The organism is Streptomyces sp. NPDC013455, from assembly GCF_040632975.1.
Lineage (GTDB): Bacteria > Actinomycetota > Actinomycetes > Streptomycetales > Streptomycetaceae > Streptomyces.
In genome coordinates, this window is the sequence record NZ_JBEYCX010000005.1 from 69,746 (window position 1) to 82,750 (window position 13,005).

The 13,005-nt window shown below is 74.0% G+C and carries 13 protein-coding genes; 9 read left to right on the top strand and 4 right to left on the bottom strand.

Features of this window, described 5'->3' with window-relative positions; genetic code table 11:
* Positions 1–22: 22 nt before the first annotated feature.
* Positions 23–502, bottom strand: coding sequence for a MarR family transcriptional regulator (locus tag ABZ576_RS10740; protein WP_360738573.1), 480 nt, complete (start codon positions 500–502; stop codon positions 23–25).
* 57 nt (positions 503–559) lie between these two features.
* On the opposite strand from ABZ576_RS10740, the gene ABZ576_RS10745 reads away from it, so the two are divergent.
* The 3 genes from ABZ576_RS10745 to ABZ576_RS10755 all read left to right on the top strand — a co-directional run bounded on the left by ABZ576_RS10745 (position 560) and on the right by ABZ576_RS10755 (position 3,629).
* A complete protein-coding gene (locus ABZ576_RS10745; protein WP_360738576.1) occupies positions 560–1,387 on the top strand; it encodes an alpha/beta fold hydrolase in 828 nt (275 codons plus the stop codon).
* 396 nt (positions 1,388–1,783) lie between these two features.
* Entirely contained in the window at positions 1,784–2,959 is a 1,176-nt protein-coding gene (locus ABZ576_RS10750; RefSeq protein WP_360738578.1) for a PP2C family protein-serine/threonine phosphatase, read from the top strand.
* A 157-nt stretch (positions 2,960–3,116) separates the two neighbouring features.
* A complete protein-coding gene (locus ABZ576_RS10755; protein WP_360738581.1) occupies positions 3,117–3,629 on the top strand; it encodes a molybdenum cofactor biosysynthesis protein in 513 nt (170 codons plus the stop codon).
* A gap of 243 nt (positions 3,630–3,872) precedes the next feature.
* Here ABZ576_RS10755 and ABZ576_RS10760 read toward each other — a convergent pair whose 3' ends face one another.
* A complete protein-coding gene (locus ABZ576_RS10760) occupies positions 3,873–4,976 on the bottom strand; it encodes an aromatic acid exporter family protein (RefSeq protein ID WP_360739138.1) in 1,104 nt (367 codons plus the stop codon).
* A gap of 403 nt (positions 4,977–5,379) precedes the next feature.
* Positions 5,380–6,537, bottom strand: coding sequence for an FAD-dependent monooxygenase (locus tag ABZ576_RS10765; RefSeq protein ID WP_360738584.1), 1,158 nt, complete (start codon positions 6,535–6,537; stop codon positions 5,380–5,382).
* A 92-nt stretch (positions 6,538–6,629) separates the two neighbouring features.
* Here ABZ576_RS10765 and ABZ576_RS10770 point away from each other — a divergent pair, with 92 nt between their 5' ends.
* Both ABZ576_RS10770 and ABZ576_RS10775 read left to right on the top strand, forming a co-directional pair.
* Entirely contained in the window at positions 6,630–7,187 is a 558-nt protein-coding gene (locus tag ABZ576_RS10770; protein WP_360738586.1) for a TetR family transcriptional regulator C-terminal domain-containing protein, read from the top strand.
* A gap of 189 nt (positions 7,188–7,376) precedes the next feature.
* Complete coding sequence (locus ABZ576_RS10775) at positions 7,377–7,520, top strand: hypothetical protein (protein ID WP_360738588.1); 144 nt, start codon at positions 7,377–7,379, stop codon at positions 7,518–7,520.
* A gap of 127 nt (positions 7,521–7,647) precedes the next feature.
* Here ABZ576_RS10775 and ABZ576_RS10780 read toward each other — a convergent pair whose 3' ends face one another.
* Positions 7,648–8,070, bottom strand: a complete 423-nt coding sequence (locus ABZ576_RS10780) for a DUF2267 domain-containing protein (protein WP_360738590.1) — start codon at positions 8,068–8,070, stop codon at positions 7,648–7,650.
* Positions 8,071–8,433: 363 nt separating this feature from the next.
* Between ABZ576_RS10780 and ABZ576_RS10785 the strand changes: the two genes are divergently transcribed.
* From ABZ576_RS10785 to ABZ576_RS10800, 4 genes are all read left to right on the top strand, one after another.
* The gene (locus ABZ576_RS10785; protein ID WP_360738593.1) at positions 8,434–9,693 is read left to right on the top strand and encodes an FAD-dependent oxidoreductase; all 1,260 of its coding nucleotides are present in this window, start codon (positions 8,434–8,436) and stop codon (positions 9,691–9,693) included.
* Between the two features lie 571 nt (positions 9,694–10,264).
* Positions 10,265–10,468: a cold-shock protein gene (locus tag ABZ576_RS10790; RefSeq protein ID WP_360738596.1), complete on the top strand. Its 204-nt coding sequence runs from the start codon at positions 10,265–10,267 to the stop codon at positions 10,466–10,468.
* A 634-nt stretch (positions 10,469–11,102) separates the two neighbouring features.
* Positions 11,103–11,645 carry a DUF4232 domain-containing protein gene (locus tag ABZ576_RS10795; protein ID WP_360738598.1) on the top strand — a complete coding sequence of 181 codons (543 nt, stop codon included), beginning with the start codon at positions 11,103–11,105 and terminating at the stop codon, positions 11,643–11,645.
* A 358-nt stretch (positions 11,646–12,003) separates the two neighbouring features.
* Entirely contained in the window at positions 12,004–12,738 is a 735-nt protein-coding gene (locus tag ABZ576_RS10800; RefSeq protein WP_360738600.1) for a dienelactone hydrolase family protein, read from the top strand.
* Positions 12,739–13,005 lie beyond the last annotated feature (267 nt).

Consider the following 13,005-nt stretch of genomic DNA (forward strand, 5'->3'; position numbering starts at 1 on the left):
CGGGCGGTGTCCCGGTCGTCCCTCAGTCCACGTCCACATCGGCGAAGAGCGTGTGCATCGCGCCGAGCACCCGCAGGCACGTGTCGACGTCCGCCATGGTCAGCTCGCCGTCCACGCGGCGCAGCAGCTCGTGCTCGCGGGCCCGTACGGCGCCGATGGCCGCCCGGCCCGGGCCGGTGAGCCGGATCAGCGAGGACCGGCGGTGTGCGGGGTTCGGTGTGGCCTCGACCAGGCCCTGGCGGGCCGCGTCGTTCACCATGCGCTGGACGAACTGCCGGCTGAGAGCCAGGGTCCGGCCCATCTGGGGCACCGTCAGGGCGCCCCGGGCGCGCAGCAGATCGAGCACCGCGCGCACGCCGACCGACAGGCCCTCGATCGGCGCGGCCTCCTCCACCTTGCGCTGCACCCGCCGGTAGAGCGGCCCGACCAGGTCGAACACCTCGGTGAGGCGTTCGGCCAGCTCGTCCTCGGAGGTGTCGGGGGAGGTGCGATCGTCGTCCATGGGACCAGGATGACACCCTGGTTGCCAACTTCGCCAAATAATGACACCTTAGTTGTCATGACTCTCGACTTGGCGTCCACGCCCGTCCGCTCCTTCCCGACCGCCGACGGCTGTCTCGCCTACCGCGAGGCGGGCTCCGGTGCGCCCCTCGTCCTCCTGCACGGCGGCTTCACCGACCACCGCATGTGGGAGGAGCAGATCCGGGCCTTCGCACCGACCCACCGGGTCATCGCGTGGGACGCCCGCGGCCACGGCGCCTCCGACAACGCCACCGCGCCCTTCCGGCAGGCCGACGACCTCGCCGCGCTGCTGCGGGGGCTCGACGCCGCACCCGCCGTGCTCGTCGGTCTGTCCATGGGCGGGGGCATCGCGGTCGACTGCGCACTGGAACACCCCGAACTCGTCCGCGCGCTCGTCGTCAGCGGCGTCGGCACCAGCGAACCCGTCTTCGAGGACCCGTGGGTGCTGGAAGTGGTGGCCGAGCAGCAGCGGGCCCTGGCCCGCGCGGACCTGGCCGGCTGGGCCGACGCGTTCGTGCGGGTCGCCGCCGGTCCGCACCGCGAGGTGGCCGACCTCGACCCCGGCACCGTGCGCGCCCTGCGCGAGATGGGCCTGGGCACCCTGGGCAAGCACACGCCGGACGAGCCCGACCACCACGTGCCCGTCACGCAGACCTGGGAGCGCGTGCCGGGCATCGAGGTCCCGCTGCTCGCCCTCAACGGCGCCCTGGACTCCGCGGACAGCCTCGCCATGGCCGCCCGCCTGGTGGACCTCGTCCCGGGCGCGCGTACCGCCGAGGTACCGGGCACGGCCCACTACCCGAACATGGAGAACCCGGCCCGCTTCAACGCCGAACTCCGCGCTTTCCTGGACCAGCTGGCGTGAGGACCGGCGCCGGCACCCGTCGGCTTCCGGGTCCGGCGCGCAGGCCGTCCGCGCATGGTCGCTGTGCTCCTCGCGTGCGGGGGCGGATGCTGCCTCACACCCATGGGGTGGCGAGCTGATGCGGTCCTCGGCCGGCACGGACGAGTCTTGTGGCGCGGCCTCCGTGGGCGAACACCCTTCGAAGACTTTCCGAACGTCCGCCGCGACGCCCGGTACGCACCGCCCGGCCCGGTGGACACCGGCGGATGCGGAGAGCCCGCTCGACTGCCTCCGCGAGCGCTCCGTCCGGTCCGGGCGGGGGCCGTCCGACCCGGGCGGGTGCACCGGTACTGCGCGGCGCGGGGTGCGAGGGGAGACTGCTGGGGTGACGACAGGTCCCAGGGTGGTGAGGGTCAGATGACGGCGGAGCCGGGCGGGACGACGCTGGAGGACTTCCTCGCCGACCCCGCCAACTGCACGCTGGACCTGGCGACGTTCGTCGCGCGCTGCGCGAAGGCGCTGGGCCTGCGGCACGCCGTGGTCTACCTCGCCGATCTCCAGCAGCGCCACCTCGTGCCGCTCACCGACGTGACCGCGAGCCTGCTCATCGACGCCTCGCTCGCCGGCTGGTGCTACCGCACCCAGTCCCTGCGCGTGGAGGAGTCGGACCGGGACGGGATGACCGCCTGGTTCCCGCTGCTGGACGGTGCCGAACGGCTCGGTGTCCTCGCCGTCCACGCCCAGACGCTCACCGCGTCGTCCCTGCGCCAGGGCCGGGCACTGGCGGCCCTCCTCGCCATGATGACCACCTCGAAGAGGGCGTACAAGGAAACCTTCGTACGGCGGACCCGCACCGCTCCGATGCAGTTGCCCGCCGAGATGCTGCGTGCCTTCCTGCCGCCGCGCACCATCGGCAACGGGCGCGTCGTCTCCACGGCCGTCCTCGAACCCGCCTACGACATCGGCGGCGACGCCTTCGACCACGCCCTCACCGCCGACCACCTGCACGCCGTGGTGCTGGACGCCATGGGCCACAACCTGCTGTCCGGGCTGACCAGCGCGGTCGCCCTGGCGGCCTGCCGCAACGCCCGGCGCACCGACGCCGACCTGCGCTCCCTCGTGGACTCCGTGGACCAGGCGCTCACCCAATGGCTGCCGGACCAGTTCTGCACCGGGATCCTCGCCCAGCTCGACTTCTCCACCGGCGTCCTGCAATGGAGCAACTGCGGCCATCCCACGCCGCTGCTCATCCGCGACCAGCGGCTGGTCGTCGACGCCCTGGCCCGCGAGGCCGACCCGCCGATGGGGCTGCGCTCCCTGCTGTCCTCGCGGGACCGCCGGGTGCACGAGACACGGCTCCAGCCCGGGGACCGCGTCCTGCTCTACACCGACGGGGTCATCGAGGCCCGGATGGCCGACGGCAGGCTGCTCGGCCTCGAACGGTTCGCGGACTACGTCATCCGGGCCAGCGCCACCGGGGAGATCGCGCCGGAGACGCTCAGACGCCTGATCCACTCGCTGCTGGACTCCCGGGACAGCCGGCTCCGGGACGACGCCACGATCCTGATGGTCGAATGGCAGCCGGACCACTGAGCCGCCGCGGGCGGCGTCGGTGACCGGCTCCTGCCGGAAGAGGGGCACCGGCGCACGCGGCCTTCCGGGGCGGCACCCACGGCAGCCGGGCAGCACGACCGCGCCGTCGCCGTACCTCGGGACCGGGCGTCCGGGACGGCCGGCCTAGGCTCGGGGTGTGCCGCACGTCGAGATTCTCCAGCTGCTGGTCTCCCCGGTGCACCGGCTCGCGGGCCGGCCGGGCGACGGCCTGCCCGAACTGCCGCCCGGCGACCTGGTGACGACGGCCGAGGTCCGGGCGGGCCTCGGCATCGTGGGGGACCGGTACTTCAACCACCCCGCCCACCGCAACGCGTCGATCACCCTCATGGCGGCCGAGCGGCTGCCGCCGTCGGGTCCGTACGCCGCCGACCTGCTGCGGACCCGGCGCAACGTCCTGCTGCGCGGGATCGACATCGACGCCTGCGTCGGCAGGACGGTCTTCCTCGACTGCGGTGCCGGACCGGTGGAGCTGGAGGTGCGCAGCGCCGCCCGGCCCTGCGCCTGGATGGACACCACCCTCGGCCCCGGCGCCCAGCGGGCGCTGCGCGGCGGCGGGGGAGTGCGCTGCCGGCCGTTGACCGACGGCGTTCTCACCGTGGGGCCCGCCCTCTTCGGCGTCCGGGAGCCCGAGGACACGAAGCACACCTGAGGAGTACGGCCACTCGGGCGCCGCCGGCCGGAGATCGCGGCAGCTTCACGGCATGACGACGCCGACGCCCTCCCCTATGGCGCGCCCGTCGCCGCCGCCGCGGTGTCGGGCGCGGCGGCTGGTGGCCGGGCTCGCGCAACCGCCGGTCCTGGCGGGCGCCGGCACTGCCGCTCCTGGCGGGCGCCGGCGCGGCCGTGGCCGGCGCCGCCGCGTGACAGCATGCCCGCTGCGGGACGGGCCCGCTCAGGTGCCGGAGGCCACCAGCTGGTCGGCCAGCCGGTGGGCCTGCGCGAGCAGGGCGCCGTAGGTGGCGACCTCGTCGGGATCGTCGGTCGTGGAGCGGGCCAGGTCCCTGCGGAGTTCCGCGAGCGTGCCGCGCAGGTCCTCGACGGCCGCGCGCAGCTCGTCCTCGCGGTCGTCGCCGAACCGGCTGTGGCTGTAGAGCCGCAGCGCGCGGGCGGTCCGGCGGAGGAACTCCGCGTACCGCCGGGCGAGTCCGGGATGCGGCCGGGGCGCCGAGCGGTCCTCGGCGGCCGCCTCCAGCACCGTGCGGGTCACGCCCGCGGTGTGCACGGCCGCGTAGTCCAGCACCACGATCGCGTCGTCGTACCCCTTGCCGGACAGCGGGGCGCCGGTACGGCGGCGGCGCGGGTTGGCGCGCAGGCTCTCCCGGCCCCACTCGACCGCGGAGCGGGCCCGGTCCACCAGCCGGTGCAGCCGCAGGGCCCGCTCGTGCCAGGCACCGGCCTCCTCGGTGTCCCAGCGTCCCCCGGCCAGCCCGTCGGCCACGGCCCGCAGGATGTCGTGCGCCTCCTCGGTCGCGTCCCGCAGCACGGCACGGGTGTCGTGCAGGTACAGCGGCGGCCGGACCAGCGCGTTGACGGCGATGCCGACCACCGCTCCGAACAGGGCCTCGGTGAGCCGGGCGGCGGAGGTGGCCACGCTGACGGACCCGCCCGTGAGAACGAACAGGGCGCCGGTCGCCGCGTAGATGCCCTGGCTGCCCAGGCGCCGCCACTGGCCCAGCAGCATCGCGAGCGGGAGCACGACCGCCATCGCGGCCACCGTGCTGTGCAGCACCAATCCGACGGCGGTGGCCGCGACGGTGCCGGCCGCGATCGCCCCGAGCTGCTGGAGACCGTGCGCGATCGACCGGTACACGGTCGACTCGACCAGTACCACCGCCACCCACGGCGCCACGAACGCCACCGGCGCCCGCAGCCACCAGCCCGCCACCGCCCAGGCCACCCACGCGGCCAGCGCCGCCTTGACCGCCTGGACGGCCAGGTCCCGTTCCCGGCACGGCCCCGCCCAGGCCCGCCGTGCCGCCCGCGCCGCGGCCGCCAGGTCGCGCCGCAGGTCCCGCCAGGTCACTCGTATCCCACGCACGGCGCCCCGGGTGCCACCACAGGCACCCTTCATGCCACCCGTTCGCCTGCACCGCCGTCACGGACGGCCGCCGCCCAAGCACGATGGAGCCCCCGCACGTGTCACGCCGGGCCGGGCGGCCGCTGCCCGTGCCCGTTCCCGTTCCCGTGCCCGTTCCCGTTCCCGTTCCCGTTCCAGCGAGGCTGGGCGGCGGCCCCGTCCGCCACAGCACGCCCGGCGGTGCCCGGTCCCCGTCACACCGGGCTCGGCGCCGCCCTCGGGTCACCCAGGCTCGGCGGCGCCCCTGCCGTCACACCAGGTCCGGTCCGATGGTGGCCGGTCCCCGTCACACCAGGTCCGGTCCGATGGTGGCCAGTCCCCGTCACACCAGGCTCGGCGGTGCCCAGTCGGCGTGGCGCAGGATCGCTCCCATCGTGGCCCGGGACGGGGCGAGCCGCAGCCCGGTGTTGCGCAGGGCGACGGCCAGCGGGTGGGACAGCCCCTGGCCCATCCGGCCGGCCTGCCGGGCGGCGCGGGCGACCGCCTGGGCCCGGGGGCGGCGCTCGGCGTCGTACCGGGCCAGCGCCGCGCCGACCGAGGACTCCCCGGCCAGCGCGGCCGCCAGGGTGGCGGCGTCCTCCAGGGCCTGGCAGGCGCCCTGGCCGAGGTGTGGGGTCATGGCGTGTGCCGCGTCGCCCAGCAGCGCCACCCGTCCCGCCACGAACGACGGCAGGGGCGTGAGCAGTTCGTGGATGTCGTGGTGCAGCACCGCCTCCGGCCGGGTGGCGGCCAGCAGCGCGCGGACCGGCTCGTGCCAGTCGGCGAAGCGGCGGCGCAGCACGGCGAGCGGGTCGGTGTGGCGGACCCCGGCCGGCGCGGTGAGCACCGCGTGCCACTCGGCCCGGCCGTCGGCGAACGCGATGTGCCCGAACTCCGCCCCCTCGCCCCACGTCAGCGCGAAGTCGGTGCCCGTCTCCAGCGGGCCCTCGGTGATGGCCCGCAGCACCGTCGACCCGGCGTACACCGGGCCGGGGTGGTCCGGGAACAGCAGCCCGCGCAGCCTGCTGTGCACCCCGTCCGCCGCGACGACCAGGTCCGCGTCCAGGGCGCCGTCCCCGACGGGCACGCGTGCCCGGTCCGCCGCGGACAGGTCGAGCGTGTCCACGGTGACGCCGGTGAGCAGGCACTCGGCGGGCAGCGCCGCGCGCAGCAGGCGGTGCAGCTCCGCGCGCGGGATGCCGACGATGGGGGTGCCCAGCCGCCGTTCCAGCACGGTGCCGTCCATCCGGGACAGCCACCGGCCCGAGGGGGTGCGGGTGCCTCCGGTGTACTGCGGTCGGGCCGCCGCGCGGACCGCCGCGCCCGCACCGACGGCGTCCAGCGCGCGCAGCCCGTTGGCGTGCAGGGAGATGCCCGCGCCCGCGTCGGCCAGGACGGCGGCGCGCTCCACGACCCGTACCTCCCAGCCGATCCGGCGCAGCCCCAGGGCCGCCGCCAGCCCGCCGATGCCGCCCCCGACCACCACCGCCGTACCCCGCATGCCGGCTCCTCCGTCCAAAGTCTTCTACATCTGTAGAAGCAACGTACACCCCGTTCTCTACAGATGTAGAAGGCGGGGTGTAGAAAGAGGTGGTGGCCACAGACCGACGTACTCTCCTCGCCGACACGGCGATCGCCGTGCTCGCCGACGCCGGCATGCGGGGGCTGACGCACCGCGCCGTGGACCGGGCGGCGGGACTGCCGCCCGGCACCACGTCCGCGTACTACCGCACCCGGCAGGCCCTGCTCACCGCACTGGTGCGGCGCCTGGTGGCGCTCGACCAGGCCGAGCTGGAGGAGGCCGGCGCGCGGACGCCGGTGCCCCGGACGGCCGGCGAGCTGGTCGCGGGCATCGCCGGGCTGGTCGGACTGCGGCTCACCGGGGAGGGCCGGCGGCGGTCCCTGGCGCGCTACGCCTGCGCCGTCGAGAGCGCGCACCACCCCGAACTGCGCGAGATCCTCGTGCCGCGCGAGAACCAGGGGCGGCGGATCGTGCGCGCGTTCCTCGCCGCACAGGGGGTGGCGGATCCGGAGGACCGTACGGTGACCTTGCTGAGCTGCGTGGACGGGCTGGTCTTCGACCGCCTGGTGCACGGCGGCGCGGTCCGGGAGGAAGAGCTCCACGGGCTCGTCGCCGCCGCGCTGCGCTGAGCGGCAGACCTGCCCAGGAGGGGGGCGGCGATGTCACCCCGGCGCTGTGCGGGGCGCGCCGGACGACCGGCGTACGGCCCGTGTCCGCGCCGCGCCGTGCGGTCACAGGACATTCACACGCGGGGCGGGTCGAGGCGAGGGGACTGGGGCACTCGCCACGACGTCGTCGGCAGGGAGGGGGAACCTCCAGTGATCACCGTCGCGCTCCTGTTGCTCCCGGTCCTCAGCCTCGTGCTGTACGGGCTGGACCAGGTCGAGGACCGGTGGGTGCTGCGGCGCCCGGCTGCCCGGCGCCCCCGGCATCGCCGGCGGACGCGGGCGGGCCGCCGCTGAGCGCCGCGGACGCCCCGCCGCCTGGGCCGTGGCGGACGCCCGCCTTTCCGGGTTCGCCCCGCTCGGGCTCGGGGAGCGTGCCGCCCTGGGCGTAGGCGAGGACAAACGGTCGGAGCGGCACGCCGCGCTACGTGTCCTGGGTCGCGCGGCCCACCGGCAGCAGTTCGCGGATGTCCGCGGGCAGCGCCCCGGCCATGCGCTCCGTCAGCTCCGGGGCGAGGGCGGCGTCCAGTACCTCCAGCACGGCGGCCGCGTCCCGCAGGGCCGTGTCCTCGTCGGTGCCGGCCCGGGCGGCGATGCGTCCGGCGAAGGCGGTCAGCCCGAACCGCTCGCTCGCCGTGCCGGAGTCGTGGACGGCGGACGCGTCGAGCGCCTCCCGCATCGCGGCCGCCATGTCCGGCGGCAACTGGGCGGCCACGTGCCGGGCCAGCCCGGACGGCAGCCGCTCCGACAGCGTGCTCACGACCGCGTGCGCGGCCCGCTCGGCCGTGCCCCGGTCGGGCAGCTGGGCCAGCGCCTGCACCTTTCCGATCATCTCGTCGTGCCGCATGAGACCCGTCCCTTCCGCACGAAGTGCCGAGGTACGCCCGTGCCGTGGGCGCAGGGCACCGGCCGGGTACCCCGCACACGCCACCGGTCACGGGGTCGGTGTTCCCGCACACGCCACCGGTCGCGGGACCGGTGTTCCCGCACACGCCACCGGTCACGGGGTCGGTGTTCCCGCACACGCCACCGGTCACGGGGTCGGTGTTCCCGCACACGCCACCGGTCGCGGGGCGCGTCCCGCGCCGCCGTACGGGACGACGCGCCGACGACCGCCCTCGCGTCCCGCGCGGCCGTATCGGACGACGGCCGGACGCGGTATGGTATTCATCAGTTGATGAATTACTGCTCGGGAGAAGGGCAGCACGTCATGGAGAAGACCACCTGCTGTGTCGTGGGAGGCGGCCCCGCGGGCATGGTGCTCGCGCTGCTGCTGGCGCGGGCCGGGATCGCGGTCACGGTCCTGGAGAAACACGCCGACTTCCTGCGCGACTTCCGGGGCGACACCGTCCACCCGTCGACCCTGGCGCTGCTGGACGACCTCGGTCTGGCCGAGCGCTTCGCCCGGCTGCCGCAGCGCCGGGTCCGCACCGTCCAGCTGCCCGTCGGCAGGGGGCGCGAGGCCGTCACGGTCGGAGACCTCTCGGTGCTGCCCGGCCCCTACAACTACGTGGCGATGGTCCCCCAGTGGGACCTGCTGGACCTGCTCGCCGACGAGGCCCGGCGCGAGCCGTCCTTCGAACTGCGGATGAACACCGAGGCGACCGGCTTCCTGGTCGAGTCCGGGCGGGTGACCGGGGTGCGCTACCGCACCTCCGACGGCCGCACCGGCGAACTCCGCGCCGTCCTCACCGTGGCGTGTGACGGCCGCGGTTCACTGGCCCGCTCGCTGCCGGAACTGGGCCTGCACCGCTTCGCCTGCCCGATGGACGCCTGGTGGTTCCGGCTGCCGCGGCGGGCGGGCGACCCCTCCGGGCTGGTCGGCGGCGCCGGGGACGGCTTCCTGACCGCGATGATCGACCGCGGCGACTACTGGCAGTGCGCCGCGCTCATCCCCAAGGGCACCGACACGCAGCGCCGCGCGGCCGGTCTGGAGAGCTTCCTGGCCGAGTTCGGCGCCGCCGTCCCCTGGATCGCCGACCGCACGCACGCCCTGCGGTCCTGGGACGACGTCAAGCTCCTCGACGTCCACCTGGACCGCCTGCGCCGCTGGCACCGCCCCGGTCTGCTGTGCGTCGGCGACGCCGCGCACGCCATGTCCCCGGTCTTCGGCATCGGGATCAACCTCGCCGTGCAGGACGCCGTGGCCGCCGCCCGCCACCTGGCCGAGCCGCTGCGCCGCGGGACCGTGGGCCTGCGCGACGTACGCGCGGTGCAGCGCCGGCGCCGCCCCACCACGGTCGCCACACAGACGCTCCAGCGGGCGGCGCACGCCCGCTTCATCGAACCGGTCCTCGGCGGCCGGCCGCCCCTGGGCGGCGCCGAGCGGGCCCGGCGCCTGGCCGGCCTGGTCACCGGCTCACCCTGGCTGCGCCGCCTGCCCGCGTACTTCATCGCCTACGGCGCCCTCAGGGAACGCCCGCCCGCCGCGGCGGTCCGCCGCCGTGAACCGACGCAACGACCGGCCTGACGCGGACGCCTCGCCCGGACGGCGGAACCACCCACCCGGGCCGCACGGCCGGACGTTCGAGATCGCGCTTGGTCTCCGGGTCTTCGGTCCGGATGTGGTCCGCGTATGCCACCGGCTCCTCACGGCCGGTGTCCGCGTCGGTATCACCCAGCTGACCGGTACCCGCACCCCGGCTCATTGCGCCGAGCCGGACCAGGAGGCGCCGTGAGCAGCGAGCAGGGCACGGAAGACACCGGCGGTGCCGTGCACACGCCGCGCCGGCGGAAGCGCGGCGGTGCGCGCTCGGTTCGCCGGTCGCGCTCCTGCGCCCACGCAGGCTGAGGCCGGCGTTCTCCAGCACGGTCTTCGCCATGTGGACGTGCCCCCGCTCCTGGGGTGCCAGCTCGCCACTCGCAACCACTGGGTCTCGGCTCGCGGCCACGCCGCCGCCGGCCCAGACCGAGTACGACTTGTGGGCGGATGATCGTATGACACAAGCCAGGTAGGGGTAGAAGGGAGCCGGGTGTCTTCCCGCGGAAGATCCCGCTACTCAAATACGGCCGGTACCCCCGGCGAGATCGAAGGACGCAGTATGGCCAGTGGCACCGTGAAGTGGTTCAACTCCGAGAAGGGCTTCGGTTTCATCGCCCAGGACGGCGGCGGACCGGACGTCTTCGCTCACTACTCCAACATCGCCGGCAACGGGTACCGGGAGCTGGTCGAGGGCGAGCACGTCACATTCGACGTCACCCAGGGCCAGAAGGGCCCCCAGGCCGAGAACATCACCCGCGGCTGACGTCCCCGCCCCACAAAGCCGCTCCTGCCCTGCTACGTGGAGGGGGCCCGGGTGCCGGGCCCCCTCCATCCCGCACCGCCGCTGCCGGCGGGGTCATGCTGTCGCCCCGCACTTGAAACCAGCGGGTTCGAGGGATCTGGACGGTGTTCCGGCGAGAACCCGCTGGGGGTGTGATGGTCCTGCGAGGGAGTGCCGCGCGGGTGCGCGTTCGCCGTCTGGGACAAGATGGGGCCTTCGATCTGGGGGCGTTGGGATGGGTTACGACCTGCAAGCAGTGATCGCTGAAGGGGAGGCGCTGCGGGGTGTGGCGCGGGACCTGCGGCGAGGATCGGTGCGCCTGCGGCGATCTGGCCGACCAGGGGGACGTCGGTGGTCTCAAGGGCAACGGCTGCGGGGACGAGGGGCCTTCCCGGTGGATGCGGTCCGGGTCAAGGGGGCCGGGGAACGAGCGCTCGAAGGGTTCCCAGTCAGGATGGCTTCCTTGGGAGCGCCACACAGAAGCCGGCAGGAGCCGACCGCGGCGGAAAAGGTTGCCCGGCGCACCGAACCGCCGCCGGACATCGAGCGTCTCCAGATGCGTGGGTGCGCACTGACCTCGCGCACCGAGTCGTATTCGAGGGGAACCAAACACGTCATGAAGACCAAAATGACCACCGTGGCCCTTGCGGCGATTGTCGCCGCCGGCACCGCCGTCGCCGCCGTCCCGGCCTCGGCCGCCACTGCCAAGGCCGCGCCGCCGCGTTGCCACACCGACGACCTGAAGGCCGGTTTCGCCACCGGGGACGACGCGAAGCCGGAGATGGGGCGGACCGGGAAGCAGACGCAGGCGTTCATCTGGTTCACCAACAAGAGCGACCGCACCTGCACCCTGTCCGGCTTCGCCGGTGTCGACATGGTGGGCGCCCAGGGGACCGACGGCACCTGGTCCCTGGTGCGCTCCTCCAAGAAGCCCACGGAGATCACCCTGGGGCAGGGGGACACGGCGGACTTCAGCATCAATCTGCTCCCCGTGGCCGCGTCCACGCCGCAGAAGGAGAAGTTCGTCCCCGCGAAGTTCCTGGTCACCCCGCCGAACGAGACGAAGCACTTCACCCTGAACTGGCCGTTCGGCGGCCAGATCCTGAAGCAGGACGGCGCCACCCACCCGGGCACCTACCTCAACCCGATCGGGCAGTAGCCCCCCGCGGCCGCGCGGTCGGAGCTCCAGGAGGGCTTTGACCGCGCGGCGCTCGTCCACCGCCCGGTAGCCCTCGGCGACCTGGTCCAGGGGCAGGATGAGTTGGCCGAGATCATTCGTGTGAACCGCCCTGTGGCGGGGCGGTGTTGGCGGCGGCTTCGTTGGGTGGGCTATGTTGCGCACATGACTACCGGGACGGCATCGCGCCACACACGGATTGGTGACCCGGTGCCCTTCTGAGCGCCGTACGGGCCAGTGCGGGCCCGCTGTTCGATCGAGGATTTCGCGCTGCCGCGCGGGCTCCGCCTCCGTCGTGTTGATCACAGGCTCTAGACATCAACTCACGACAGGAGAATCCATGCCCACACAGACGCTGCAGATTCCCACCGCGGACGGCCAGGCCGATGCTTTTGCCGCCTTCCCCGGCCACGGCGAGCAGCACCCAGGGGTGCTGATGTACGCGGACGGCTTCGGCATCCGGCCCGTGCTGCGAGAAATGGCCCGCGAACTGGCCGGGCACGGGTACTACGTGCTCGTCCCCAACCTCTTCTACCGGCACGGCCCGGCACCGGTGATCGAACTTCCCGAGCACATCGGAGACGAGGCCCGGCCCGCGGTCTTCGCCCAGCTGATGCCCTTGATCGAGGCGCACACCGCCGACCGTGTCCTGCGAGACGCTGACGCCTATCTCAGGTTCCTCACTGCCCACCCCGAGGTCAGCGCCGGACCGGTCGCGGTGACCGGCTATTGCATCGGTGGCCTTCTGGCCACGCGCACCGCCGCGGCCCACCCCGGCCAGATCGCCGCCCTCGCGGCATTCCACGGCCCGGTGGGAGCCGATGGACCCGACAGCCTTTCCAAGCTCACCGCCGAGGTCCACTTCGGTCATGCCGAGAGCGACTTGACGCCCGAGGCCCTCGGCGAGCTCAACAAGGCCCTGGACGCGGCGGGTGTCGCCTACACCTCCGAGATCTATCCCGGCACCGTCCACGGCTTCACCATGTCTGACACCGATGCCTTCGACCCCGCCGCACTGCAGCTTCACTGGGACCGTCTGCTGCCCCTTCTCGGCCGCACCCTGAGCAGGAGCTGAGCGCTCCGGCGCGGAAACCAAGCCTCTGGAGTACACGGTTCCTTGAGCCGTGGGGGTGTTTCGAAACCGGTGTGAGGGCGGGGCTGTGCCCGCCGTCACTGATGGGAGAGCCATACCGCTGGACTGTCTCAAGGAACACGTCGAAGTCTGGAGAACGACGGGTTCCGGGCGCTGGTCTCCGTCGACGCGGGCCGGGTGATGCCGCGCTCCAGGCGTGGCACATGAATGGGGCCGGCGTTCCCGGAGATCGTCGGTCTTGCCGGAAGG

What these genes read in the sequence shown, in the direction of transcription:
- ABZ576_RS10750 (WP_360738578.1), top strand. Translation starts at nt 1,784, where the DNA reads ATGACGGCGGAGCCGGGCGGGACGACGCTGGAGGACTTCCTCGCCGAC.
- ABZ576_RS10790 (WP_360738596.1), top strand. Translation starts at nt 10,265, where the DNA reads ATGGCCAGTGGCACCGTGAAGTGGTTCAACTCCGAGAAGGGCTTCGGT.
- ABZ576_RS10780 (WP_360738590.1), bottom strand. Translation starts at nt 8,070, where the DNA reads ATGCGGCACGACGAGATGATCGGAAAGGTGCAGGCGCTGGCCCAGCTG.
- ABZ576_RS10765 (WP_360738584.1), bottom strand. Translation starts at nt 6,537, where the DNA reads ATGCGGGGTACGGCGGTGGTGGTCGGGGGCGGCATCGGCGGGCTGGCG.
- ABZ576_RS10740 (WP_360738573.1), bottom strand. Translation starts at nt 502, where the DNA reads ATGGACGACGATCGCACCTCCCCCGACACCTCCGAGGACGAGCTGGCC.
- ABZ576_RS10785 (WP_360738593.1), top strand. Translation starts at nt 8,434, where the DNA reads ATGGAGAAGACCACCTGCTGTGTCGTGGGAGGCGGCCCCGCGGGCATG.
- ABZ576_RS10800 (WP_360738600.1), top strand. Translation starts at nt 12,004, where the DNA reads ATGCCCACACAGACGCTGCAGATTCCCACCGCGGACGGCCAGGCCGAT.
- ABZ576_RS10745 (WP_360738576.1), top strand. Translation starts at nt 560, where the DNA reads ATGACTCTCGACTTGGCGTCCACGCCCGTCCGCTCCTTCCCGACCGCC.
- ABZ576_RS10795 (WP_360738598.1), top strand. Translation starts at nt 11,103, where the DNA reads ATGAAGACCAAAATGACCACCGTGGCCCTTGCGGCGATTGTCGCCGCC.